Below are 25,616 nucleotides of genomic sequence, written 5' to 3'. Positions count from 1 at the left end.
AAAATTGAAATTATAAATGTTTCCATAAATCCTCCTTACAATCTCTCAAGAACTTGTGGATCGTTCAAAGAAATCCTAGAATCAAGTTCATCCACTTTCTCAGCAATATAGGTCACGGTCCTCAATACTTCATTGAGGGCTGTTCTTTCTAGTTCGTTCATCTTCCCCTCCCTACGCTTGACTAAATGCGTTCATTTCCATGATCTTCATCTTAGTATTTGTGCTTGGTTCCCAGGTCATCCAGTAAGCAAGAGCAGCATCCGCATGCTTCTTGGGTAGCAAGTCATAGCGACTGATATTAAAATGATCCTTGAAATCAATCTCAGCTTGTCTAAATACCGACTGAGCGAAAATCTTATCCGCATAAGCTGGGCTATCAATACCGCCTAAGCAAGCCACAACTCGAGCCTTACGCTTCTTCAGTAGCGACTGAGCATAGCTTGGGTGAATCGGTTGCTCACTCTTGAGGTAGTCGATATCTTCCAGCATGCTAGTCTGTTGCTCACGCAATTTCTTCTGACCAGTGAATAGAGCGATAAAGGCATCCTCGTCCAAGTCCTCACGGATAAATCCGCCTTGCTTGCGAATAGCTGGCAAGACCTCTGATGTGACCCAGCGCTTGAACTCCTTAGCTTGAGGTAATTTGCTGGATAAGTGAGGGAGTAGAGACCAGATTCGTTGATAACTGTTTGATTTCTCATCTGACCTGCCGTCGCGACTTGCGACGTTAGCTTATCATCTTCATCAACATGTCGGTTAATATCTCGGCTACCGTTTTGGTACCCCAGAATATCCGCAACATCCTTAGCAACGAACCACGGTTCATTCTCAAATATCACTGTACGGACTTCCTGCCCGTGAAAATTAAAAATTTCGTTCATAGTATTCCTTTCTTCTTTTTGTCGCACTTATGCGACTGTTTCGCTAAAAAAAATAGATATAGCTTCATCTTTTGAAAGATTTAGTGACGAAACGATTAAATTGACCTCATTTATCGAAAAATTTCCATTTTGTTTCATTTTTCGATAAAAGGTACTTTTATTAATACCAATATCTTTTGCCAAGGCTTCTTGTGTGGTATTGCATTCGCTAATCTTACCTTTTAGTTTCGCTATGTTTACCATATGTTCCCCTTTCATTTTGTCGCGTTTCTGCGACTGATTATTTTAAGTATATCGCTTTATATTGCAAATGTCAATAAAAAAATCGCATTTTTGAAACTTTTTATATTGCATTTTTGCAACTAAAAGTGTAAAATTAGAGTGTAATATATAAGAAGGGGTTAAAAAAATGAATGTCGGAGAAAGAATCAAACAACGTCGAAAAGATTTGAAAATGTCTGCTGACGAACTCGCTAATAGTGTTGGCGTTTCACGATCTACAATTTTTAGATATGAAAAAGGGGACATCGAAAAAGTTGGGCCGGATGTTTTAAAAAAGATTGCAGTTAAACTAAATGTTTCTCCTGCTGATTTGATGGGATGGGACGATACTCCTGTCCAAGAGCTTAAAATCCCTACTTCTCCTCTTGTTCAGAAAATAACTGAAAAAGCTGTAAAGCTTACTGCTCCTAGAAAACAAAAGGTTTTGGATTTTACAGAAAACCAATTGCGTGAACAGTCTAATAAGGTTATTTCCCTAGAGGAAAATTTGTTTGAATTTAAAGTGTATGAAAAGTTATCAGCTGGTACTGGATTCTCATACTTCAACGACGGGAACTATGACACTGTTTTTTATGACAAAGACCTAGACCACGATTTTGCTTCTTGGGTTTTCGGAGATTCCATGGAACCTAAGTATATGAATGGAGAGGTCGTTCTTATCAAAGAAACAGGTTTTGACTACGATGGTGCTATTTATGCTGTTGATTGGGATGGCCAAACTTATATCAAAAAAGTCTATAAAGAAAAAGACGGTCTTAGACTCGTCTCTATCAATAGCAAATATAAAGATAAGTTCGCACCATTTGAAGAAGATCCAAGAATCATTGGAAAAATTGTCGGAAACTTCATGCCAATTGAGAATTAAGGTTAAGGTGCTTATATGTTTACTACTCTTACAGAAAAGGAAATTAAAGCACTCATAGATGAACACATAAAAACAATTAGTAAACTGGAAAACCAGAGGACTTTGATAATCTCTCTAGTGCTTCTGACGGCTATTTCTATATTTTTAATCAATTTCATTGGGAGCTTATTGTTAACAATCTTCTCTTTTATTGTTTGTGTCTTATTCTTGCTCTTTTTGATTGCCATCTATCCTAGACAAGTTATTACAGATCATCTAGAGGATGAAATTGAGGAACTGAATAAACTCTTTGCTATTCGAGTAGAAAATAGATTAAAACAAGAAGAAATTGACGAGAGAACTATTTATGATGTTGTTCTGAAAGTGAAAGGAATATCTTATCGCCAAGAAGCTTTCTCGGAATTATGTCAAGAACTCATAAGAGAATCAGATGATGCCCCTTATTTAGGATATACTTCTAAAGAAATTAAAGAGCAATTGATTTTTGAAGATAGGTTTTATAAATACTCGCCTTTTGAAATTACAGATGTAGAGTTTATCCCTGAATTTGATAATGAATTTGACCCTAACGCTGTTAAAATTGTGGTTCGTGGTTATCACTTAGGCTATGTCACAAAGTCAAAAAATAGAAAAGTATTAAGATTGACAACAGATCCAAATAATGAAGTTATCAAAAATGCTGAAATTTATGGCGGTGATTATAAAGATATCAATCCGGATAATGACAGACTTCGTACAGTTAAGGATTCATTCAAGATGCGAATTAAATTGAAAGTCTTAAAAAAATAAAAAATCCCCACACTCGCAAAGTTTGGCGACTCTGAGTGTAAGGATATCCATGTATAGTAAACGGCATTAAAAAGCCCTTTTTACTATACCCATTTTATCAAGAAATGAGGTAAAAATCAATGGAAATAAAGTCTTATAAAAAGAAAAGCGGAGAGACGGCTTTTGGCTTTAGAGTTTACGTCGGAAAAGAAAATGGAAAAGACAAGTATATTAAACGAAGAGGATTTGCTACAAAGGCAAAAGCAAGGGCAGCACTACTTCAACTTCAGGACGATATTGAAAGTGGAGAACAGACCAGGAAAGAAATTACGGTTGAGGAAATTGCAAAAAAATGGCTCAAAGATTACTCTGAAACTGTCCAAGAAAGCACTTATATCAAGACGTCTAGAAATTTCAAGAATCACATCTATCCAGTTTTTGGCAATCGAAAGATAGCCACGATAACACCGCTTCAAATGCAGGAACAAGCCAATGAGTGGTCTAAGAAACTGGTTTACGGTCGTAAATTAAAGGGATTGATGAATAATGTTTTTAAGTATGCAATTAGGCATGGTTACATTGATACCAATCCAGTAGACAGTGTGATTACATCAACAAGAAAGAAATCAGACACGAAGAGCGATTTCTATAGCAAAGACGAACTTCAAAAATTCTTAAAACTTGTCTCAAAAACAAAGGATTTAGAGAAGATAACTCTATTCCGTCTTCTGGCCTTCACAGGGGCACGAAAAGGGGAGATTTTAGCCCTTGAATGGAATGACTGGACAGATAATACTCTGGACATAAACAAGGCTATTACAAGAGGTTTTGCAGGCGAAGAGATAGGCAACACCAAGACGGTCAGCAGTAATCGACTAATTAGTCTAGACCAAAAGACAAAGAGTATTTTGAAAAAATGGAGAAAGCAGAATCCAAATACCAAATACATTTTTGAAAATGAGTTTAAAAAGCCGATTCCAAGCACCTTGCCCAGAAAGTGGCTTATCAAAATTGTGGAAGGTAGTGACTTGCGTCCAATTAAAATCCATGGATTCAGACATACACATGCCAGTCTATGTTTCGATGCTGGTATGACCTTGAAGCAAGTACAACATCGACTCGGACATTCTGACTTGAAGACGACCATGAACGTTTATACCCACATAACCAAGCAAGCAAAGGATGACATCGGAGAACGCTTTGCGAATTATATTGATTTTTAAACACGACAGACCTTCTTCAAAAAGAGGGTCTGTTTTAGGGTCTGTCTTTTTCGCAAAAGAATACCAAGGAATACCAAAGATAAAAATAAAAAACGTTGATTTAACAACGTTTTACCAAGGAATGCAAAAGAATGCAAAGGAATAATGGAGCCGGTGGGAGTCGAACCCACGTCCAAACATCTGCTAACATATTTGTCTACAACCATAGGTTATGTATTCGTTTAACAGTCCCTCGACACATAACTCAAGCCTAGAAACCGCGAGTCTATCAATCTCTTATCAAGCCGCTAGACAAGACTTGATCGTATCTCGCTAATAATAAGACCTGTCATTGAACACGAGCAATCCAAATCGGGTCACGCCTGCTGGTTTTTAGGCAGCTAGAGCGTAAGAAGTGTTATTTTTTGCAGTTATATTTAACTGAGCGTTTACGTCGCCACACGAGTCGCAAAATATGCCTCATAATGCCTGTCGAATCCGTAACGACCCCAAAAGACAATAAAACCATTATACCTTATCTAACACAAAAATGCAAAAAGGAAAGCAATTAACTACAAAAGATAGTCTTTCAAAGATTTTGTCAAAACCTGATAACCAGCAACACTAAGGTGCAACCCATCAGTTGTATAATCTTTTTTGAGTTGACCTGCCTGGTCTGTCAAACTATCAAAAACTGGCACAAATTCTACCTGCATATAGGCAGAAGCAAGCTCTTGATAGGCTTGATTCCATTTCTGAATTTTTTCATTCGTGCGGATATAGACTGTCTGCTTGTACTCTTCTCCCTCATTGACTGGCAAAATAGAAAGCAATTTAATCTCAGTCAATGGATAATCGCGAGCAATGGATTGTATGATAGCTTCGAGGTTATTGAGAGCCTCATTCACAGGCACATCTTTTCCGATATCATTTGTCCCAATCAAAAGGACAATTTTATCTACTGCTCCACCGTACAGATGCGCATCTAGATTTTCTAATAACAGCCCTGTCTGATAACCTCGAATGCCTCGATTGACAATCGTCTTCGAAGTCCCAAATAGTTCCTGCAGAGGATAATATTCGACAATGGAATCCCCAATAAAAAGAATGTCTGGCTCTACAACAGAAACCTGATTTAAGTGACGATACTTGGTTTGGATTTTTTCTTGTTCCTTTAGTAACCAATTTTCTAATAACTGTACTGCCACTTCATTCTCCTTTTTCTAACCAGTTTTCCAAGACTTGATAAACTCCGCCTTGGCTGTTGGCTGGCGCTAGAGCAGTAGCCACAGCTTTGGCTTTATCATCAGCATTTTCCATCGCATAGGCAATTCCAGCCATTTCAAGCATTTCAACATCATTTTCACTGTCACCAAAAGCCATGATTTGTTGGGGGTCCAATTCCCAACGCTTGAGTAATTCTTCCAAGCCCCATGCTTTATGAATCCCAGCTTGAAGGATATCAATGCAACCATAGCCGCTCGATACAGCCCGAACACGGCCATCAAAGAGATCATTGATTTCTTCCAAGACCGAATTCAACCGTTCCTCACCAACAACCATACTCATCTTGAGCACACCACCAAAGAGGTCAGAGGTTAACTCATCCACAAACTGCATCCGTTGATAGAATTTTTCAATCATTTCTGGAGTCATAAAACTTTCAAGATCTGTAAAAATGGTACCTTCTTTGACGAAACCACCCTTCATCCCCGTTACAACAAACTGGTCCTGACACGCTCGATCCTTGAAATGAGCCAAAGCCTTGTCGACAATAGCATCATCCCAAGTCTGGGCCTGAATCAGTTCATTGTTTTCAAAAATACGAGCACCATTAGCAACAACCAAAACCACTCGATCGACCAAGTACTCCAGTAGTTGCCTCATGCGGTGAATTTCATTGCCCGTCGCGATGACAAAACGAATACCCCTTTGATCCAACTGATCTAAAATCTTTTCCAAGCGTGGAATATCAAGCTGGCCTCTAGCATCCAGCAAGGTCCCATCCATATCTGTTGCAATTACCTTAATCGTCATTTACTTTCCTCTGGATTCAAACTAATCCCACTTCAATCCCACATGTTCGTTCATTTCTTTATAGGCTGTATCAATTCGTTCCTTAGTCGCTTCATCTAACTGATCACGATGACTACCACCCTCGATAAAATCTTCTAAGATATAAGTTTGGTAAAGGAAGAGTGGATAACCTTCTGGAGAATAGGTTCCTTTCGGTGTACGGTTTACCCAAGAAGGATGCGCTTTGGCAGTTTCGATTGTCGTCTTACCTGCTTTTTTCTTAATAGTCACATCCATGAGCACGCCACGCTCTGTCCACTTAGCATTCTCTTCATCTTGCATGGTTTCAATTCGTTGATTGGAAATGAAGTTCCCCATTGAATAGATAATGAGTTTCTTATCCCCATCTTTTTCAACTGTTTCAGATGGTTCTACAACGTGAGGATGCCCTCCAAAGATAATATCCGCTCCCCAATCAATCATCTTGTGATAAAGAACTTTTTGTTCTTCAGTTGGTTCCAATCGATACTCCACACCCATCTGAGGCATGATAATGGTGATATCTGCTTCCTGCTCTGCTCGTTCAATTTCAGCCTTCATCTTGTCTTCATTTAGGTCTGAAAGATAGCGGTTATAGTCTTCTTGGGAAATACTTTGCTCAATTCCATTAAATCCATAAGAATAGGCTAAAAGTGCAACCTTGATGCCGTTCACTTCCTTGATAACGAGTGGAGCTTGATCACGGGACTCATGCGTATATACTCCAATAGGTGTCATTCCTGCCTTCTCAATAGCATCTGCTGTTGAGACCACACCTTCTATTTGTGAATCTAGAATATGGTTATGCGCCAAGTCTAGCACTTGATAACCTGCATCCTTGATGGCATCCATGACTTCGCCAGGTGCATTAAAAAGAGGATAACCAGCCAAATAGTGGTCCTTGTTTACCGTACCTTCAAAGTCGCCTATAATCAGGTCTGCTTGTTTGAGCCATGGTTTCACATAATCAAAATTTTCATGAAAATCATAGGTTCCATCTTCTTTTAAGGCAGAACGATAGATAGGAATGTGATAGAGGAGGTCCCCGTTAGCCATAATTCTTGCAGTTTTTTCCTCGTCCTGATCTTTAGCATTTTGATTGGTCTTATTTGCTTCTTGAGAAATGGTATCCTTTTTTTGACTGGTTAAGGGGATTCCTTGGAAGCTTTCAAACAACAAGACCAAGCCCATTGATAAAACAACTGCTAGCAAGAGTATCGCCACAAATCCCTTATTGCTCCACTTGCGATAACTCCTAAAAAAGTTTACAAAGCCTCTCACAAAATGAAAAACTGGTCCACGTTTATATCTATCTTGTCTTCTCTGCATCTTCATTCTCCCTACTTTCTAATGCAAGCCTTTTCTTTTTATTATATCACAGATAAGTAATTCTTTCACAATTGAATCGAACCTACTAGACATTTTCTATAAAAGCTCGATGCCGTAATACTTTCAATCCTTGTCATTTTGTGTTATCATGTAGAGGTAATGAAAGGAGAGAAAATGTCTGCAATAGAACGTATTACAAAAGCTGCTCACTTAATTGATATGAACGATATTATCCGTGAAGGGAATCCTACCCTACGCGCGGTTGCTGAGGAAGTTACTTTCCCTCTATCTGATCAAGAAATTATTCTTGGCGAAAAGATGATGCAATTCCTCAAACATTCCCAAGATCCTGTCATGGCTGAAAAGATGGGACTCCGAGGTGGTGTTGGTCTTGCTGCTCCTCAATTAGATATCTCAAAACGCATTATCGCTGTTTTGGTGCCTAATATTGTCGAAGAAGGCGAAACTCCTCAGGAAGCTTACGACTTGCAAGCTATTATGTACAATCCAAAAATCGTCTCTCACTCTGTTCAAGACGCTGCTCTTGGTGAAGGAGAAGGTTGCCTGTCTGTGGACCGTAACGTGCCTGGCTATGTTGTTCGCCATGCCCGCGTTACTGTTGACTACTTTGACAAAGATGGGGAAAAACACCGTATCAAACTTAAAGGTTATAACTCCATTGTTGTTCAACATGAAATTGACCACATAAACGGCATCATGTTTTACGATCGTATCAATGAAAAAGACCCATTTGCAGTTAAAGATGGTTTACTGATTCTAGAATAAAGAAAATCCCGTTGCAAGACGGGGTTTTGTGTTATAATAGAGGCATGAAAACAAATGATATTGTCTATGGCGTCCACGCCGTTACCGAAGCCCTCCTTGCAAATACTGGAAACAAACTCTACCTCCAAGAAGATCTCCGAGGTAAGAACGTTGAGAAAGTCAAGGAACTGGCTACAGAAAAGAAGGTGTCCATTTCTTGGACTGCAAAAAAATCCCTCTCTGAGATGACTGAAGGTGCTGTCCACCAAGGTTTTGTTCTACGAGTATCTGAATTTACCTATAGTGAGCTGGATCACATCCTTGCCCAAACGCGCCAAGAAGAAAATCCACTTCTATTGATTCTGGATGGCCTAACTGATCCTCACAACTTAGGATCCATCTTAAGAACAGCCGATGCGACCAATGTTTCAGGTGTCATCATTCCCAAACACCGTGCTGTGGGAGTTACTCCTGTCGTTGCCAAAACAGCCACAGGTGCTATTGAGCACGTTCCAATCGCTCGAGTGACCAATCTGAGCCAAACTCTGGACAAACTCAAGGATGAAGGATTCTGGACCTTTGGAACAGATATGAATGGTACTCCTTGCCACAAGTGGAATACAAAAGGGAAAATCGCCCTCATCATCGGAAATGAAGGAAAAGGCATCTCTAGCAACATCAAAAAACAGGTTGATGAGATGATTACCATTCCTATGAATGGACATGTTCAAAGTCTTAATGCCAGTGTTGCTGCAGCAATTCTCATGTACGAAGTTTTTCGAAATAGACTATAAAAAAGTTTCCAGTCATCTGATTGGAAACTTTTTTATGATTATGCTCAATGAAAATCAAAGAGCAAACTAGGAAGCTAGCTGTAGACAGCTCAAAGCACTGCTTTGAGGTTGTGGATAGATGACGAAGTCAGTACCCATACCTACGGCAAAGCGAAGCTGATGTGATTTGAAGAGATTTTCGAAGTGTATTAACTATGTTCTGTGATAAATTTATAGGCTTCTTGACCAGCGATAGCCCCATCTCCAACTGCTGTTGTTACTTGGCGAAGGTCTTTCAAGCGAACATCTCCAACCGCAAAGATACCGTCAACTGCAGTTTTCATGTGGTTATCTGTCACAATCCAACCTGCCTGATCTTGAATATTCAATTCTTTAACAAAATCGCTAAGAGGGTCCAAACCAACATAGATAAAGACACCACCGAAGGCTTGTTCTGTCACTTGACCTGTTTTCACATTTTCAAAAACGACAGATTCTACTCGGTTTTCACCCTTGATTTCCTTGACTACAGAATCCCAGATAAAGCTTATTTTCTCATTCGCAAAGGCGCGGTCTTGTAAAACCTTTTGAGCACGAAGTTGATCACGACGGTGAACAATGGTAACAGTCTTAGCAAAACGAGTCAAGAAGAGAGCTTCTTCAACAGCTGAATCTCCACCACCGACTACCAACAAATCTTGGTCACGGAAGAAAGCACCATCACACACAGCACAGTAAGAAACACCACGACTATTCAGTTCTTCTTCTCCAGGTACTCCCAAAGGACGGTGTTTAGAACCAGTTGCTACGATAACTGTACGTGTTTCATATGTTTGGTCATCAGTAATCACTTTCTTAAAATCACCATGGTCTTCAACATTTTTAACATAACCATAAATGTGCTCAACACCAAGATTTTCGAGCGGTTCAAACATCTTCTCTGCCAATTCTGGTCCACTGATATTAGCGTACCCTGGGTAATTTTCGATATCAGATGTATTATTCATCTGACCACCTGGAAGACCACCTTCAATCAAGGCTACTTTCAGATTGCTTCGAGCAGCGTATAAGGCCGCAGTCATCCCTGCAGGTCCAGCACCAATAATAATAGTATCGTACATATAAATTCCTTCTTTCTTGTTGTAACTATCTTTATTCTAACTCTTTCTTGTCAATCACGCAAGGATTATGCCTTGAAAACAAGAATTAAACTCATCACCGCAAAGGATAATACTGGAACAACCAAGACCCCAATCATAATCATATCATAGAGATGGGCTTGGCGAGCCTTGGCTGTCTTATCCACTCCTGACATGACTCTCAGTCCAATCCAAATCCCTAAAAAAATCAGGACGAGGATGGTGGTCAAGATCAAACTCTCGAAATATAAAGAAAATAGTTGCAGTAGCATGATTTCTCTCATTTCTATCTTTTTTAAAGAGTAAACTCAGCTAGTCCAGCTAACTGAGTTTTCCTTTATCTATTATATCAAATATAAGTCCGTTTGTAACTAGCGAAGAATTCTTTTGTCCGCTCTTCTTTAGGATGGTGGATAATCTCATCCGGTGTTCCAGACTCGATGATTTTCCCCTTATCTAAGAAGAGAATCTTATCAGCCACTTGAGCTACAAAAGACATGTCATGGCTGACTAAAATCATGGTTTGACCTGACTTAGCAGCATCTACAATAGACTTTTCTACTTCACCGACCAATTCTGGGTCAAGAGCTGAAGTTGGTTCGTCTAAGAGCAAGACATCTGGTTTCATAGCAAGCGCACGCGCTAGGGCAACCCGTTGCTTTTGTCCACCTGATAAATGGCGAGGATAATGGTTTTCACGGTCAGAAAGCCCAACCTTAGCCAACTCTTCCTTGGCAATCTTAGTCGCTTCTTGATCAGACAATTTCTTGACAACAACCAAGCCTTCTTTCACATTATCAAGTGCTGTTCGGCGTTCAAACAAATTAAACTGTTGGAAAACCATAGACAGCTTACGGCGTAGGGCAAGGATTTCTTCTTGAGTGATTCTAGAAAAATCAACTGAGAAATCATCAATCTGAATAGAGCCACTGTCAGGTGTTTCAAGATAATTGAGACTACGAAGAAAAGTTGATTTTCCAGCTCCTGAAGAACCAATCAAGGCTACAACTTCCCCTTTTTGAATGTCCAAGTCCAGATGATCCAAGACAGTCTGTCCTGAAAAGGATTTGCTTAAATTCGAAATCTTAATCATTAACGAAGGTCTCCTTTCACATCTGTTTGCACTGTATCAGGTGCAGAAATAGCCATTTTTCTCTCGATGAAACGACCGAGGCTTTCAATTCCAATATTGACTACCCAATAAACAAGAGCAACGGAGATAAAGCGTTCAAAATAGCGGTAATCAGCCCCACCCAAAATCTGAGCTTGGGCAAAGACTTCCACAACACCCGCACTAAAGGCTAGGGAAGTTCCCTTGGTCAAGCCGATGAGGGAGTTAATTAAGGTTGGAGTAGCTACCACCGCTGCATTTGGAATAATCACTCGACGATAAACTTGCGCTCGGGTCATCCCCAGACTGCGTGCCGCCTCAATCTCACCAGGATTGACTGAGAGAATGGCTGCACGAATGGTTTCACTAGCATAAGCTGCCTCATTAAAGGCAAAGGCTACAATCGCAAAAACAGCCGCTGGAATCGCATTGATATTGAGACCAGTACCCCATTGCTGATTGAGAGCTTTCAAAGCCAAAGGGATTCCGTAGTAGGTCAACATGAGTTGCACCAAAATCGGTGTCCCTTTTAAGAAGCTAACAAAGAATGCCTGCAAGGGATATAAAATCTTGACACGATTGATTTTCACAATGGCAAAAAGAAGCGCCAAAACTAAGCCAAAAAGGGCACCACCAATGGTCAACATAATCGTTGTTGGAAGTTGTTGGACAATTCTTGGAATCCCATCAAAGACCGAACGCAAGCTAAAAAGCTTACCATCCGGAATCAATTGCATCAAGTTTTGGTACCAATCTGATGCTAAAATCGTTGTAACATTCATAAAAACATCCTCTCCTGATAATGATTCATTCTACCATACTTCTGCCGTCAATGAAATTATTTGCTACGGTCAGATACAGACTTTGTCTACCTACTAGTTTATCATACTTTAAAACAGGGAGGTTATATATTTTATCTATCGAATAGATAGATAAAAACTATTTCAATCCCAATTCTTCATAAGGTTTTCGATAACCGATTTGCTTAACAGTTCCATTTTCTACTAAAATTGGCCGTTTTAACAACATACCGTCGCTTGCTAGCAACTCGGCTGCTTCTTGGTTTGACAGACTTCCTACCTTATCTTTCAACCCTAATTCACGGTATTTGATTCCACTGGTGTTGAAAAATTGCTTCAACTCGAAACCTGAGGTCTCTAGCCAGTTTAAAATGACTTCTTGGCTGGGTGTTTCTTCTACGATGTGAACAGCTTTGTAGTCCACACCGAGTTGGTTTAATTCTTGTTTTGCTTTTTTACAAGTTGAACATTTTGGGTATTCGATAAATTCTAACATATGTTTCACTTTCTATTTTATATCTTTAAAATCTGCACCTTCATGCTCCAAGAGCCAAGCTTTCTTTTCCACTCCTGCAGCATACCCTGTCAGACGCTTGCCTGCTCCTAGCACACGATGACAAGGTACTAGGATAGACCAAGGATTGCGCCCCACTGCTCCACCAATTGCTTGAGCAGAATCCACTTGCAGGTCTTGGGCTATTTGTCCATAGGTCACTGTCTGACCATAAGGAATTTCCTGTAAATAGGACCAAACTCGCTTTTCAAAATCCGTTCCGATTGGAGCCAAAGGCAAGTCGGATAAATCCTGAGGCTTGCCTTTAAAGTAATCATCTAAGCAAGCAATAACTGAATCTAAAATGGGATGACTAACAACTGCTTCTATCGTTTCATCTCCTAGTCCCCTCTCAAAATGCTTCTGCTCCTGCACCCAAATGCCATACAAATGATAATCATCAGCTACGAGAGAAAGGGAGCCAATTGGCGAAGAGTAGAGTATTTTTGCGTACTTCTTTTGCATTATTTCTTCAATTTTTGATAGGCCAAGCGTTCGCCATCAACTGGAACCTTACCAACCTGTTTAAAACCGAGTTTTTCAAAGATATGCTGCATGGCCTTGTTTGCAACATGCGTATCTGAGCGAAAATCTAGATAATCAAAACCTTCAATCAAGCCCTCTAAGAAGGTTTGAGCAACTCCCTGTCCCTGGACATCTGCCGCCACAGCAATACGGTGAAAGACTAGGTACTCTGACTCTCCAGCTTGCCATTTTCCTTCATAAATGGCTTCATAGGCTGCCTCTGGACTTTTGGTCACAGCTGCATATGCTAGTAGTTCTCCCTCTTCCAAGGCTACGTAGGCTTGACCTGAGATAATATCTTCAATAATAATATCAGCATTTGGATAACCATTTTGCCACTGGTCACTACCAGCATCTGCTAAACATTTTTTAGCATCTTCCATCACCTGCATGATGGCATCTACTTCATTTGGAAAAGCTAAACGAATCTCCATCTTTTCTCCTCATTTCTGACTAGTTTCTCCCATCATAGCATAATTTAAGTCTTTCTACAAGCAGTTAAAACTTGACTTTCTATTTTTATTATTTTATAATCTAGTTATTAAAACTAGATAAAAAGGAGTTGGAAATGAAAACTACCTTTCCCTACCCAAAATGGGCAGAAATTCCAAACATTGACCTCTATCTGGACCAGGTTTTACTCTATGTCAATCAGGTCTGCGCCCCTATCTCTCCTGATAAAGACAAGGGCCTGACAGCATCTATGGTCAACAATTATGTCAAACATGGTTACCTGACAAAGCCTGACAAGAAAAAATACCAACGCCAACAGATTGCCCGTCTGATTGCTATCACAACCCTCAAGTCTGTATTTTCTATTCAAGAAATAGCTCAGACACTTAATACTCTGCAAACTCAAGCAAGTTCAGAGCAACTCTACGATGCTTTTGTGAACTACATGAACCAAGGAATTGATCCAGCTAATCCTATTATACAAACCAGCTGCCAAACCGTTAAACTCTATCATCAAACTCTATCCTTAATCCATCATACTCAAGAGGAGGAAATCTAATGAATACAAGCCTAAAACTCAGCAAACAACTCAGTTTTGGAGAGGAAATTGCTAATAGCGTGACCCATGCCGTAGGTGCAGTCATCATGCTCATCTTACTACCTATTTCATCCACCTATAGTTATGAGACACACGGATTTTTATCATCTATCGGTGTCTCCATTTTCGTTATTAGTCTCTTTCTCATGTTCCTCTCATCCACCATTTACCACTCTATGGCCTATGGTTCGACCCACAAATATGTCTTGCGAATCATCGACCATTCTATGATTTATGTTGCCATTGCTGGCTCTTATACACCTGTCGTACTGACTTTGATGAATAACTGGTTTGGCTATCTAATTATTGCCATCCAGTGGGGAACGACCGTCTTTGGTATTCTCTATAAAATCTTTGCTAAAAAAGTCAATGAGAAATTTAGCCTTGCTCTTTACCTGATTATGGGCTGGTTGGTTCTGACTATCATTCCTGCCATTATCAGTCAAACCACACCAATTTTCTGGAGTCTCATGGTAACTGGCGGACTTTGTTATACAGTTGGAGCTGGATTTTACGCCAAGAAAAAACCTTATTTCCACATGATTTGGCATCTCTTTATCCTAGCTGCGTCCGCACTCCAATACATCGCCATTGTTTATTACATGTAAAAAAGTTGAGAAACTCAGTCTCAACTTTTTTCTTTACACATATTGATAAAGTACTGGTGCAAGCTTACATCATCAGTCAATTCAGGATGAAAAGAAGTTACCAACATATTTTTTTCTTGGGCTGCAACGATTTGATTATCAACTGTTGCTAGAATTTCTACATCTTCTCCAACACTACTGATAATTGGACCACGGATAAAGGTCATTGGAATCTGACCAACTCCCTTACATTCTGCTTCCGTATAGAAACTCCCTAGTTGGCGCCCATAGGCATTGCGCTCGACCACTATATCCATAGTTCCTAGATGACTCTCTTCCTGAGAAGTAATTTCCTTAGCCAGCAAAATCAAGCCAGCACAGGTTCCAAAGGCTGGTAAACCAGATAGAATGGCTTCTCGAATGGGAATCAGCATGTTCTGGTCTCGTAAGAGCTTGCCCATGGTTGTAGATTCCCCACCAGGTAATATCAAACCCGACAAATCACTCTGATGTTTCTGAAAATCTTCTAAATTTCTGATTTCAACACTCTCGACACCTAATCGATCTAGCACTTTTGCATGTTCTGCAAAGGCCCCTTGCAAGGCCAATATTCCGATTTTCATCTATTTTCCTCGCTCTGCCATGAGAATTTGAATTTCATTTTCATTAATACCAACCATAGCTTCGCCTAGATCTTCAGAGATTTGAGCTAGGATTTGAGGATTACGGAAGTTAGTTACCGCTTTGACAATGGCACTCGCTCGTTTAACAGGATCTCCTGACTTGAAAATACCTGAACCGACAAAGACACCCTCTGCCCCTAATTGCATCATCAACGCAGCATCTGCTGGCGTTGCAACGCCTCCAGCCGCAAAGTTTACAACAGGCAATTTTCCATGTTCATGGACGTATTGAACCAATTCTACAGGGACTTGCAAGTCCTTGGCAGCAACATAAAGTTCGTCCTCTCGTAAGTTTTGAATGCGGCGAATTTCCTGATTCATCATACGCATATGACGAACAGCTTGAACGATATCTCCTGTACCTGGTTCTCCTTTGGTACGAATCATAGAAGCTCCTTCAGCAATACGACGCAAGGCTTCTCCCAAGTCCTTAGCTCCACAGACAAAAGGAACTTGAAATTCTTTCTTATCCACATGGAAACGGTCGTCAGCTGGAGATAAAACCTCACTCTCATCGATATAGTCAATCTCAATAGCCTCTAAAATCTGAGCTTCAACAAAATGCCCGATTCTGACCTTAGCCATTACTGGAATACTAACCGCTTCTTGAATTTCCTTAATCATCTTTGGATCACTCATACGGGAAACCCCACCAGCTGCACGAATATCAGCTGGAATCCGCTCCAAGGCCATCACAGCTGCCGCACCAGCAGCCTCTGCAATACGGGCCTGTTCAGGGTTCTGAACGTCCATGATAACCCCACCTTTGAGCATCTGTGCCAAGTTTTTATTTAGTTCGTAACGATTTTCAGTCATTTCTTTATCCTCATCATTTGTATTGGTAGCTACTATTTCATTTTAAGTCAGAAAAGGATGAACCACAAGATAAAAAAATCATAATTGTATGGGTACAGAATAGTTAAAAAACTATCTGACCTTAACCTAAGGCCAGATAGCTCATTTATTTTTATTTTTCAGCTGTAAGGGCAGCCATTGTGATGTAGTTGTATGGTTTGTTGAAGTGTGGCAAGAAGAATAGGTCTGTCAATGCCAATTTATCAATTGTCACATGCTCTTGGATAGCAAGTGAGAACATGTGGATTCCCATGCTGATTGCAGAATCGTGTGAAACCATTTGTGCACCAAGAATTTCACGGCTATCTTTGTCAAAGACAATCTTGATGGCAACTTCATGGTTGTCATGCTTCATAAATTCTGGTTTTTGAAGATCGTTAAAGCCTGTTTCAGTTGCGTTGTAACCAGCAGCTTTAGCTTTTTCAAGAGTCAAACCAGTTGAAACCATGTGAAGACCGTAGATTGAGATACCATTTGAACCTTGAACACCGATTCCTTCCAATTCATGTCCACAAGCGTTATATGCACCAACGATACCAGTACGAACAGCATTTGAAGCAAGTGCGATGTAGCTAGTGTCTTTACGTGCATTATCATAAACAGTTGCACAGTCACCTACAGCATAAACGCCTGGGATAGATGTTTCTTGTTTCTTGTCTACAAGGAAAGCACCGTTGCGGAAGAGTTCAATCTTACCATCAGCAAGGGCTGTGTTTGGACGGAAACCAACTGCAAGAACAACCATATCCACGTCAAAGCTTTCTTTGTCAGTAATCAAGCGTTCAACTTTACCGTCACCCTCGATTGCTTTAACAGTCTGACCAAGCGCCAAGCGGATGTTGTGGTCTTCCAAGTTCTTAGCCATCATTTGTGTGAAGTCTTTGTCATAGTAACCGTTCAAAACAGTATCAACGATATCAACAAGGACAACTTCTTTTCCAAGACGCTCAAAGGCTTCAGCAAGTTCAACACCAATGTAACCACCACCAACAACGGCGATACGGTCAAGGTGCTGGCTCTTGTCAGCAAGTTTATGGATAACTTCTTCAGCGTTTTGGTACAATTTAACGAATTGTACATTTTCAAGAGTTGCTTTAAATTCGCGGTTTCCTTTAACAATTTCAACACCTTCGATTGGTGGCAAGATTGGTGTAGAACCTGTAGCGAAAATCAATTTCTCGTATGATTCTTTGTGCTCTTTCCCTTCAACTTCTGCTGTAACTACTTTATTGTCATAGTCGATTGAAAGAACTGGTGAGTTCATGTAAACCTTAGCACCTTTAGCTTCCAATTTTTCTTTATCAGAATAGAACAAGCCTTCAGCACCGTCAATTTGTTCACCAATCCAAAGGGCCATTCCACATCCTAGGAAAGAGATGTTAGAGTTTTGGTCAAATACAACGATTTCGTTCTCATTGCCAAAATTATCCAACATAGTATTAATACATGCTGTACCAGCGTGGTTAGCACCAACTACAACGATTTTACTCATAGAAAAATTCCTACCTTCAATTTTAAATTTACTCTTCTAGTATAACATTTACTGTTAGCGTTTACAAGAGTTTAGCTAATTTTCCCGATTTTTTTGTAAAAAAATGTAAATAATCTGTATTTTATCAGCCTTTCTTACAATTACTCTTTATTTTCTGAGCATATTTCTTGACAAGTTTACAAATTTTATTTGTGAAAACGCTGACTTTATGGTATGCTAGTATCATGGAAAGAAAATGTAAGGGGTTAAATTTAATATAAATTTACTATATTTCAGCCTTCTTTTCATAAGAGAAAGGAGTTGGTAGCTTGCCTCTTAGTTCACATTCCGAACGCCTAATGGGGACTACTATCACTATTTCATTAGTAGATGAGCGAGCCGATAGCTTGCTTCAAAAATCCTTTGATTTGCTCAAAAAGCTTGAATACCGCTTCAATGCCAATAGCCAAGAATCGGAGTTGATGGAAATCAATTATCAAGCTGGAATATCTCCAGTCAAAGTTCATCCTGATTTGTTTGAATTGATTTCACTTGGATTAGAGCATAGCCTAGCACCCTCTAGTCATCTCAACATCAGCATTGGTCCCTTAATTCAAACCTGGCGCATTGGTTTTTCAGATGCCAAAGTTGCCCAGCCTCAAGAAATTGAATCAGTACTTCCTTTAATCAATCCTCATTATATCGAGTTAGATTCCTCCACTTCCACTGTGTTTTTAAAACAAAAAGGAATGAAAATCGATCTTGGTTGTTTAGCCAAGGGTTATAGTGCGGATAAAGTTGCCCAATTTCTGAGAGAAGAGGGAGTGACATCTGCCTTGATTAATCTGGGAGGGAATATCCTGACTATTGGAAAAAATCAGGCAAGAGGGGATCAGACTTGGCAAATTGGGATTCAAGACCCAGCCAATCCGAGGGGAAATCACTTAATGACCATCCCTGTTGTCAATAAATCTGTCGTGACTTCAGGCATTTATGAACGTCACCTGACTGTCGATGGAAAAGATTACCATCATATTTTTGACAGCCAAACAGGATATCCTGTTGAAACGGAACTAGCTAGTCTGACAATCATCTCTGATAAATCAGTTGATGGTGAAATCTGGACAACTCGTCTATTCGGAGAAAGACCTGCTTCTATCCTCTGGCAAGTCGAAAGTTTGGAGGGCATCGAAGCTATCCTCATCGATAAAGAAGGTCACCTAAGCTGTTCTTCAGGAATTCCTACTCTATAGAAATAGATGTTTCAATGGAGTTTTAAAATCGTATTATGTAAAAAGAGAAAGGAAATCTCATGTTAAAACTTATTGCTATTGTTGGAACAAATTCAAAACGTTCTACAAACCGTCAATTGCTTCAATACATGCAAAAACACTTTGCTGAAAAAGCTGAAATTGAACTTGTTGAAATTAAAGACATTCCTGTCTTCAATAAACCAGCCGACAAGCAAGTACCTGTTGAAATTTTAGAAATTGCTGCTAAAATTGAAGAGGCAGATGGTGTTATTATCGGTACTCCTGAGTATGACCACTCTATCCCAGCTGTTTTGATGAGCGCTCTTGCTTGGTTGTCTTATGGTATCTATCCACTTTTGAACAAACCAATCATGATTACAGGTGCTTCATATGGTACTCTTGGTTCATCACGTGCCCAATTGCAACTTCGCCAAATCTTGAATGCTCCAGAAATTAAAGCAAGTGTCCTTCCAGATGAATTCTTGCTTTCACATTCTCTTCAAGCCTTCACCCCAAGTGGAGACCTAGTAGATCTTGATGTTATCAAAAAACTGGATGCTACTTTTGACGACTTCCGTATCTTTGTAAAAATTACTGAAAAATTGCGTAATGCACAAGAACTACTTCGCAAAGATGCTGAAGACTTTGACTGGGAAAATTTGTAAGATAGGAGACCAAAAAGAATGAAATTTGTTGGACTTGTAGGATCAAACTACGATCAATCATATAACCGTAAACTCTTGGAATTTATCCGTCGTCACTTCAAACTTAAATTTGAATTAGAAGTTCTTGAAATTGACGAAGTTCCAATGTTTAATCAAGACGAAAAATGGGACGAAAGTTTCCAATTACGTTATTTATATAACAAAATTACTCGTGCTGATGGTGTTATCATTGCTACTCCTGAGCACAACCACACAATCTCAGCTTCCCTAAAATCTGTTCTTGAATGGCTTTCATACGAAGTTCATCCATTTGAAAACAAACCAGTCATGATTGTGGGAGCATCTTACTACGACCAAGGTACTTCTCGTGCCCAAGTTCACCTTCGTAAGATTCTTGACGCTCCAGGTGTCAATGCCTACACACTTCCAGGAAATGAATTCCTTCTTGGTAAAGCTAAAGAAGCCTTTGATGTTAATGGGAATATCACAAATGAAGGAACTATTAATTTCCTTGAAACATGTTTAGACAACTTTGTAAAATATGTGGGAGTCGTTTCAAAATTGAAAAAACCAAAACCAATCGCACCAGAAGATTTATATTGTACAAATCCAATTGCAACTACCATTCAAGGTGTTGATCCTGATGATCCTGAATGGGTAGAAAAAGCTGCTGAGCTTGTTGGAGCTGTTTCTGGAGATACTTACGTAAAATTAGACCATGGTATCTTGACAGTTAACCAAATTGATATGTTCTTGAAAGCAATGCCATTTGAGTTGACATATGCGGATGATAATAACCAATTCTTGTACTACAATAACGCCCACCAAGATCCAAACACTATGTATGGTAAACGTGTGCGAGTTCAAGCAGGTAGCCGACTAGGAACAGTACACGCTTCTCTACCACCTGCAAGAATGAAAAACGTTGAGTGGGTTGTAGGCGTATTACGTAATGGTGATCAAGAGTATGTTCGTACAATTGTTCCAGGACAACCAGAAGGTGTTATTAATACACATAACTACAAGGCAATGTACTATCCAGATGGCTCATATGCTGGAATTAATGAAATTATCTTTAATTTCCAACCATGGCTTGATTGGTACTTAGAAACAACTGGTCAACGTCTAGTTGGTGGAAATGCTGCAGCATCTGCTGGCGGACATGGTCACGGCGATGCAGATGCTACATCTGGAGCTTCTGATGCAGGTGATGCTGGAGCTCACGGTGGTGGCGCAGACGCTACATCTGGTGCAAGCAACTAATAGTAGTTTTAGGAACCATCTTGGTTCCTTTTTTAGCAAAAAAAGACTAGCAAACACAAACTGCTAGTCTTTTAGTTATTATTTCATCTATCTTTGTTAAAAGAAAAAATATTTATTATGAATTTGGGTCATCGAGACTACGACCATGTAAGCCTTTTTCACGTTGTACCTGACGTAGTTTCTCTGGTGTAACATCGTTTCCTTCTTCGTCCACAATTTTGATCCCTTCGATGTGGTGACGAACAGTGCGACGATAACCTTCGATGTACTCCTCACGTAGTTTGGCTTGTTCTACTTTTTCTTCTGGGGTCAAGCCTTCTGTTTTTTTCTTTTTGGCAAGCTCGTTAATACGATCAATTTTTTTAGGATCCATATTTCTCTCCTTTATGATAAGATTTAATGCGTTTAACAGATTTTATCTGGTATTGATTTGGTTAAAACGTGCAAGCTTAGCTGCTTTTTGAGTTAAATGAGACAAGATAGCCAAACGATTTTGACGGACAGCCTGATCTTCGGCCATAACCATAGTATTTTCAAAGAAGGCATCAATAACTGGACTAAGCGCAAAGAGCTGTTTCAATTGCTGACTTGCAGTTCCTGACAAAACGAGTGATTCTACTGCTTCTGCCAAAGCTTTCTCTTCTTCATTCTCAAAGTGAGCAGGATCAACAGTATCAGTTCCTTCGGCTTTTTCAGCCAAGTTGAAAGCACGTGAGAGGGATTCAACAGATGGTTTGAAGTCTTCTTTCTTGCTTGCTTCTACGAAAGCACTTGCCGCTTCCAACATATCCGCCACAACAAAGTTCGAACTTGCAAGGACCGCTTCCTTAACGTCTTTTGGAGTAGAGCCCATCATCTTATCGACACGAGCCTTGATAAAGTCCATGACCTCCGCTTTATTTTCATAAGTTAAGCTGTCGAATTTCAAATCATAAAGGCTATCGATCAGCTCATCCATAGCAATGTGCCAACCAAAGGCATCCAAGATACGAACCACACCTTGAGTCGCGCGACGAAGGGCATAAGGGTCATTAGAACCTGATGGAATCAAGCCTACTGAGAAGAAACTCAAAATCGTATCCAATTTGTCTGCAATAGCTAGAATGGCTCCAACCTTGCTCTCTGGAAGTTCTCCTTCGGCTGATGTAGGCATGTAGTGTTCACGAATAGCAACTGCCACCGCTGGAGTTTCCCCAGCAAGAAAGGCATATTTCTCACCCATAATGCCTTGGAGCTCGTCAAATTCGCCAACCATACCTGTCAACAAGTCAAACTTGTAAATAGCAGCTGCACGGGCTAAGTCAACTGTTTCATCAGCTGATAAACCTGCTTTTTCTGCCAAAAGTACAGCGATTTGACCCGTACGAATCATGTGTTCACGAAGGGAACCAATCTTCTCGTGGAAAGTGACATTGTTTAATTTTTCAACAAGATCTGAAATCACCAATTTTTGGTCTTCACGCCAGAAGAATTCACCGTCTTCCAAACGAGCTACCAAAACTTTTTCATTTCCTTTGATGACATTTTCCAAATACTCTGCGTTTCCGTTACGAACAGAAATGAAGTTTGGCAAGAGTTTACCATCTTGATCACGAACAACAAAGTAACGTTGGTGCTCTTTCATCGAAGTCACCAAAACTTCTTCTGGAACTTCAAGATATTTGGCATCAAAACTTCCCATAAAGGCAGTTGGGTATTCAACCAAGTTCAAGACTTCGTTCAGCAAATCCGCATCAATTTCGATACGTACACCATTTTTCTCCTCGATTGCCTTAATTTGGTCAACAATCATTTGCTCACGTTCACGTGGATCTGCGATTACAAACTGCTTACGAAGATCTTCTTCATAGCTCAAAGCTGACTGAATTTTGGTTTCTTTCCCCAAGAAACGATGACCACGGCTCACACGACCTCCCTTGATATCAAGGAAATCCAAATCAAACTCTTCTTCATCTAAAAGAACAGTTAAAGTGTGAACAGGGCGGATATATTCAAAAATGTTGTTAGCCCAGTGCATGCTGACAGGGAAAGTCAAGGACTTCAAGACATCCACAACACCAGGAACAATGGCTTCAACTGCTTGACCAATTTCTTCCTTAGTGACATAGACATATTCTTCACCCTTAATTTCACGGAATTCGATATCTTCAACAGTCAAGCCTTTTCCACGGACAAATCCTTGAGCAGCTTTGGTGAAGTTCCCATCACTATCCAAGGCAATTTTCTTTGCTGGACCCTTGAAATCTTCTGTCAAATCAGCCTGTTTGTCTGCTAGACCAGTCACACGAACAGCCAAACGACGTGGTGTTGAGAAGGTTTGAACGGCTTCAAAAGACAGGCGGTTTTCCTTGAGGAAGGCTGCCATTTTTTCGCCTAGTTGTTTTTCACTTGGTGTGACAACATAGGCTGGTAATTCTTCAAGACCGAGTTCTACTAATAAGTTTTTTGTCATGTTTTTTCTCCGAAAAATATCTTTTTATTTTCCAGTTTGCCTTATGTGATTGGCACGCAAGCAACCAACTTCGTTGTTTCATTGCTAAAATTGGAGCCAAAAGTCTCCAATTTTGCCTAGTATCCTTAGTTTCACTAAGGATACCTTCATCACTACGGCAACTGGCTCAGGGCTCACTCTGTTCGCCCATTTTCGTAATTTGTCACTCTCTTTATTCTGCGTCTTCTGCTAAGAGTTTAGCTCGTGTTGCTTCATCCAAAAGTGGATAGCCTAGGCGTTTGCGTTCTGCGACAAAGGTTTTAGCTACGACACGGGCTAGGTTACGAATACGAGCGATATAGCCTGCGCGCTCTGTTACAGATACGGCACCACGTGCATCAAGCAAGTTAAAGGTATGTGAACATTTGAGAACATAGTCATAGGCAGGGTGTACCAATCCTTCTTCCAAGGCGCGACCAGCTTCTTTTTCAAACTTATCAAAGTTTTCAAGCAACATTTCTTGATCCGAAATTTCAAATGAATATTTTGAGTGTTCGTACTCAGGCTGGATGAAGATTTCTCCGTATTTTACACCATCAGCCCATTCAATATCATAGACAGAATCCACTTCCTGAATATAAGAAGCTAAGCGTTCCAAACCATAGGTAACTTCAGCTGTCACAGGGCCAGTTGCCAGTCCACCGACTTGTTGGAAATAAGTAAATTGAGTGATTTCCATCCCATCAAGCCAAACTTCCCAACCAAGACCAGCTGAACCAGTTGATGGGTTTTCCCAGTTGTCCTCAACGAAACGAATATCATGTTCCAAAGGATTGATTCCCAATTTTTCCAAAGACTCAAGGTAAAGTTCTTGGATGTTTGATGGAGATGGCTTCATGACCACCTGGAATTGGTGGTGTTGGTAAAGACGGTTAGGATTTTCTCCGTAACGACCGTCAGCAGGACGACGTGATGGCTCTACATACGCTGCATTCCATGGCTCAGGTCCGATAGCACGAAGGAAAGTGTACGGACTCATGGTTCCCGCACCTTTTTCATTGTCATAAGCCTGCATAAGCATACAACCTTGGTCATTCCAAAATTGTTGCAAAGTCAAAATAATTTCTTGAAATGTTAATTTTTTAGACATTGAATACTCCTTAATAAAAAATGATTTTTTGCGACACGAGTCTGCCTTGTTGATTATACGAGGCAAGACGAGTTAGTACTGCGTCTAGCTCAGGCACTCTAGTGCTGAGCGTGGGGCAGTCCGACTGTAAGGAGGTCTCTGCCACTGATGCAGTGGAAAGTCAATTTTTTAGACATTATTTACTCCTTTTTCTATAAATTACTTGCGACACGAGTCTGCCTCGTCGATTTTACGAGGAAAGACGAGTTAGTACTGCTTCTAGCTTAAACAGACCTAAAGCAGTAGGACTGTATAGAAAATCACAGACTGATTTTCTTGAAAGAAGACTCAGGTTCAAAATCAAAAAGAACCGAATTTCAACACCCAAGCCTTGCGACTAGGGGCGTCAGAAACGCGGTTCCACCCTAATTTATTACTTCATTGTTTTTGAAAATACTACAGAAAGCGCCAGCTCTTTATTTTGTCCTACTTGGCTCCCACTATTCCAAGCTCGCTTGAAGAACGCCATAAGACTTTCTTTCCTGATGACTATTATATCAGAATTGTAACATACTGTAAATCAAAAACTATAGAAAGATGTATTGTATTCTCTACTCACTTTTTGAAAAAGTTGCAAGTCCGATAACTGACAATAAGAGAGAAATTCCTGAAATACTTAGAATAATAGAAATCATGTTATTCTCACCAGTGGCTGGTAATTGTTTTCCTTCTTTGTTGACTGTAGCTAAAAGCACTTGTTGACTACTTCCAGCTAGTGTTTTATTCTCATGCTTAGCTTCTATATTGGAATGATGTATTGCAATTGATGTAGCTTTCTCAATTTTATCATTGCTAATTGAAGGCTTGATAGTTGAGACTTGTCTATTGTGACTTACTAATTTAACAGGTTTCACTTGAGAAACTGGTTTAGTTGGAATAACTGGTTTAATCGTTACAACTGGTTTAGTTGGAATAACTGGTTTAACCGATGCAACTGGTTTAGCTGGAATAACTGCCTTAACTGGTACAACTGGTTTAGTTGGATTAGCTGGTTTAATCGTTGCAACTGGTTTAGCTGAACTAACTGGATTAATCGTTACAACTGGTTTAGTTGGAATAACTGGTTTAATCGTTACAACTGGTTTAGTTGGAATAACTGGTTTAATCGTTACAACTGGTT

At 40.0% G+C, this 25,616-nt stretch carries 29 protein-coding genes, 1 other RNA gene and 1 pseudogene; 10 read left to right on the top strand and 21 right to left on the bottom strand.

The annotated features are described in order from the left end of the window. Positions 1 to 35: 35 nt before the first annotated feature. The 3 genes and pseudogenes from EII37_RS11420 to EII37_RS07950 form a co-directional block, all read right to left on the bottom strand. Positions 36 to 161 (bottom strand): hypothetical protein, encoded by a 126-nt coding sequence (locus EII37_RS11420; protein ID WP_260424857.1) that lies wholly within the window; start codon positions 159 to 161, stop codon positions 36 to 38. Positions 162 to 171: 10 nt separating this feature from the next. Further along, a pseudogene (locus tag EII37_RS07955) lies at positions 172 to 881 on the bottom strand (ORF6C domain-containing protein). A 27-nt stretch (positions 882 to 908) separates the two neighbouring features. Further along, positions 909 to 1,124 (bottom strand): XRE family transcriptional regulator, encoded by a 216-nt coding sequence (locus tag EII37_RS07950; RefSeq protein WP_124788187.1) that lies wholly within the window; start codon positions 1,122 to 1,124, stop codon positions 909 to 911. A 166-nt stretch (positions 1,125 to 1,290) separates the two neighbouring features. Between EII37_RS07950 and EII37_RS07945 the strand changes: the two genes are divergently transcribed. From EII37_RS07945 to EII37_RS07935, 3 genes are all read left to right on the top strand, one after another. Continuing rightward, positions 1,291 to 2,028, top strand: a complete 738-nt coding sequence (locus EII37_RS07945) for an XRE family transcriptional regulator (protein WP_124788186.1) — start codon at positions 1,291 to 1,293, stop codon at positions 2,026 to 2,028. A gap of 15 nt (positions 2,029 to 2,043) precedes the next feature. After that, a complete protein-coding gene (locus tag EII37_RS07940; RefSeq protein ID WP_124788185.1) occupies positions 2,044 to 2,817 on the top strand; it encodes a hypothetical protein in 774 nt (257 codons plus the stop codon). Between the two features lie 119 nt (positions 2,818 to 2,936). Continuing rightward, a complete protein-coding gene (locus EII37_RS07935; protein ID WP_124788184.1) occupies positions 2,937 to 4,019 on the top strand; it encodes a site-specific integrase in 1,083 nt (360 codons plus the stop codon). A 142-nt stretch (positions 4,020 to 4,161) separates the two neighbouring features. Here the strand turns inward: EII37_RS07935 and ssrA are convergent. The 4 genes from ssrA to EII37_RS07915 all read right to left on the bottom strand — a co-directional run bounded on the left by ssrA (position 4,162) and on the right by EII37_RS07915 (position 7,382). Further along, positions 4,162 to 4,509, bottom strand: a transfer-messenger RNA (tmRNA) gene (gene ssrA / locus EII37_RS07930). A 61-nt stretch (positions 4,510 to 4,570) separates the two neighbouring features. Continuing rightward, entirely contained in the window at positions 4,571 to 5,206 is a 636-nt protein-coding gene (locus tag EII37_RS07925; protein ID WP_000290665.1) for an SGNH/GDSL hydrolase family protein, read from the bottom strand. 1 nt (position 5,207) lies between these two features. After that, positions 5,208 to 6,035: an HAD family hydrolase gene (locus tag EII37_RS07920; RefSeq protein WP_124788183.1), complete on the bottom strand. Its 828-nt coding sequence runs from the start codon at positions 6,033 to 6,035 to the stop codon at positions 5,208 to 5,210. Between the two features lie 21 nt (positions 6,036 to 6,056). Then, entirely contained in the window at positions 6,057 to 7,382 is a 1,326-nt protein-coding gene (locus EII37_RS07915; protein ID WP_124788182.1) for a CapA family protein, read from the bottom strand. A gap of 174 nt (positions 7,383 to 7,556) precedes the next feature. Between EII37_RS07915 and def the strand changes: the two genes are divergently transcribed. Next, positions 7,557 to 8,168, top strand: coding sequence for a peptide deformylase (gene def, locus EII37_RS07910; protein WP_001272956.1), 612 nt, complete (start codon positions 7,557 to 7,559; stop codon positions 8,166 to 8,168). A 44-nt stretch (positions 8,169 to 8,212) separates the two neighbouring features. Then, on the top strand, positions 8,213 to 8,941 hold the full coding sequence (gene rlmB, locus EII37_RS07905; protein WP_124788181.1) for a 23S rRNA (guanosine(2251)-2'-O)-methyltransferase RlmB: 729 nt from the start codon (positions 8,213 to 8,215) through the stop codon (positions 8,939 to 8,941). 188 nt (positions 8,942 to 9,129) lie between these two features. On the opposite strand, the gene trxB is transcribed toward rlmB, so the two are convergent. The 7 genes from trxB to EII37_RS07870 form a co-directional block, all read right to left on the bottom strand. Further along, complete coding sequence (gene trxB, locus EII37_RS07900) at positions 9,130 to 10,041, bottom strand: thioredoxin-disulfide reductase (RefSeq protein WP_124788180.1); 912 nt, start codon at positions 10,039 to 10,041, stop codon at positions 9,130 to 9,132. Between the two features lie 65 nt (positions 10,042 to 10,106). Further along, complete coding sequence (locus tag EII37_RS07895; protein ID WP_185695977.1) at positions 10,107 to 10,331, bottom strand: DUF4059 family protein; 225 nt, start codon at positions 10,329 to 10,331, stop codon at positions 10,107 to 10,109. Between the two features lie 77 nt (positions 10,332 to 10,408). After that, on the bottom strand, positions 10,409 to 11,152 hold the full coding sequence (locus tag EII37_RS07890; RefSeq protein ID WP_124788178.1) for an amino acid ABC transporter ATP-binding protein: 744 nt from the start codon (positions 11,150 to 11,152) through the stop codon (positions 10,409 to 10,411). After that, positions 11,152 to 11,952 carry an amino acid ABC transporter permease gene (locus EII37_RS07885; RefSeq protein WP_001103451.1) on the bottom strand — a complete coding sequence of 267 codons (801 nt, stop codon included), beginning with the start codon at positions 11,950 to 11,952 and terminating at the stop codon, positions 11,152 to 11,154. The genes EII37_RS07890 and EII37_RS07885 overlap by 1 nt, the downstream gene beginning before the upstream one ends. 157 nt (positions 11,953 to 12,109) lie before the next feature. Continuing rightward, on the bottom strand, positions 12,110 to 12,466 hold the full coding sequence (locus EII37_RS07880; protein WP_000889092.1) for an arsenate reductase family protein: 357 nt from the start codon (positions 12,464 to 12,466) through the stop codon (positions 12,110 to 12,112). 12 nt (positions 12,467 to 12,478) lie between these two features. Then, on the bottom strand, positions 12,479 to 12,988 hold the full coding sequence (locus EII37_RS07875) for a methylated-DNA--[protein]-cysteine S-methyltransferase (protein WP_124788177.1): 510 nt from the start codon (positions 12,986 to 12,988) through the stop codon (positions 12,479 to 12,481). Next, on the bottom strand, positions 12,988 to 13,482 hold the full coding sequence (locus EII37_RS07870) for a GNAT family N-acetyltransferase (protein ID WP_033677458.1): 495 nt from the start codon (positions 13,480 to 13,482) through the stop codon (positions 12,988 to 12,990). The genes EII37_RS07875 and EII37_RS07870 overlap by 1 nt, the downstream gene beginning before the upstream one ends. 134 nt (positions 13,483 to 13,616) lie before the next feature. On the opposite strand from EII37_RS07870, the gene EII37_RS07865 reads away from it, so the two are divergent. Continuing rightward, positions 13,617 to 14,060: a DUF1836 domain-containing protein gene (locus tag EII37_RS07865; protein ID WP_124788176.1), complete on the top strand. Its 444-nt coding sequence runs from the start codon at positions 13,617 to 13,619 to the stop codon at positions 14,058 to 14,060. Continuing rightward, complete coding sequence (locus tag EII37_RS07860) at positions 14,060 to 14,707, top strand: hemolysin III family protein (protein ID WP_124788175.1); 648 nt, start codon at positions 14,060 to 14,062, stop codon at positions 14,705 to 14,707. Before EII37_RS07865 ends, EII37_RS07860 begins: the two co-directional genes overlap by 1 nt. A 20-nt stretch (positions 14,708 to 14,727) precedes the next feature. Here EII37_RS07860 and pdxT read toward each other — a convergent pair whose 3' ends face one another. The 3 genes from pdxT to nox all read right to left on the bottom strand — a co-directional run bounded on the left by pdxT (position 14,728) and on the right by nox (position 17,716). Further along, complete coding sequence (gene pdxT, locus EII37_RS07855; protein ID WP_124788174.1) at positions 14,728 to 15,309, bottom strand: pyridoxal 5'-phosphate synthase glutaminase subunit PdxT; 582 nt, start codon at positions 15,307 to 15,309, stop codon at positions 14,728 to 14,730. Then, positions 15,310 to 16,185 carry a pyridoxal 5'-phosphate synthase lyase subunit PdxS gene (gene pdxS, locus EII37_RS07850; protein WP_000138517.1) on the bottom strand — a complete coding sequence of 292 codons (876 nt, stop codon included), beginning with the start codon at positions 16,183 to 16,185 and terminating at the stop codon, positions 15,310 to 15,312. A 151-nt stretch (positions 16,186 to 16,336) separates the two neighbouring features. Further along, positions 16,337 to 17,716, bottom strand: a complete 1,380-nt coding sequence (gene nox, locus EII37_RS07845; RefSeq protein ID WP_084863122.1) for a H2O-forming NADH oxidase — start codon at positions 17,714 to 17,716, stop codon at positions 16,337 to 16,339. A 308-nt stretch (positions 17,717 to 18,024) separates the two neighbouring features. On the opposite strand from nox, the gene EII37_RS07840 reads away from it, so the two are divergent. The 3 genes from EII37_RS07840 to EII37_RS07830 are packed head-to-tail and all read left to right on the top strand — an operon-like array spanning position 18,025 to position 20,876. Continuing rightward, complete coding sequence (locus tag EII37_RS07840) at positions 18,025 to 18,948, top strand: FAD:protein FMN transferase (protein ID WP_124788173.1); 924 nt, start codon at positions 18,025 to 18,027, stop codon at positions 18,946 to 18,948. Positions 18,949 to 19,007: 59 nt separating this feature from the next. After that, positions 19,008 to 19,613, top strand: a complete 606-nt coding sequence (locus EII37_RS07835) for an NADPH-dependent FMN reductase (protein ID WP_070842713.1) — start codon at positions 19,008 to 19,010, stop codon at positions 19,611 to 19,613. Between the two features lie 18 nt (positions 19,614 to 19,631). Next, positions 19,632 to 20,876 (top strand): NAD(P)H-dependent oxidoreductase, encoded by a 1,245-nt coding sequence (locus tag EII37_RS07830; RefSeq protein ID WP_124788172.1) that lies wholly within the window; start codon positions 19,632 to 19,634, stop codon positions 20,874 to 20,876. 115 nt (positions 20,877 to 20,991) lie between these two features. On the opposite strand, the gene EII37_RS07825 is transcribed toward EII37_RS07830, so the two are convergent. From EII37_RS07825 to EII37_RS07810, 4 genes are all read right to left on the bottom strand, one after another. Further along, positions 20,992 to 21,249: a DUF896 family protein gene (locus EII37_RS07825; protein ID WP_000371299.1), complete on the bottom strand. Its 258-nt coding sequence runs from the start codon at positions 21,247 to 21,249 to the stop codon at positions 20,992 to 20,994. A gap of 42 nt (positions 21,250 to 21,291) precedes the next feature. Beyond that, positions 21,292 to 23,328 (bottom strand): glycine--tRNA ligase subunit beta, encoded by a 2,037-nt coding sequence (gene glyS, locus EII37_RS07820; RefSeq protein ID WP_124788171.1) that lies wholly within the window; start codon positions 23,326 to 23,328, stop codon positions 21,292 to 21,294. 211 nt (positions 23,329 to 23,539) lie between these two features. Next, a complete protein-coding gene (gene glyQ / locus EII37_RS07815) occupies positions 23,540 to 24,457 on the bottom strand; it encodes a glycine--tRNA ligase subunit alpha (RefSeq protein ID WP_000038733.1) in 918 nt (305 codons plus the stop codon). Between the two features lie 590 nt (positions 24,458 to 25,047). Continuing rightward, on the bottom strand, positions 25,048 to 25,616 hold a 569-nt coding region (locus EII37_RS07810; protein ID WP_124788170.1), incomplete at its 5' end, for an LPXTG cell wall anchor domain-containing protein.

This window comes from Streptococcus sp. OH4692_COT-348, assembly GCF_003859975.1.
GTDB lineage: Bacteria > Bacillota > Bacilli > Lactobacillales > Streptococcaceae > Streptococcus.
The sequence above is the reverse complement of the archived record's forward strand: the minus strand, read 5'-3'. Positions and strand labels throughout refer to the sequence as shown.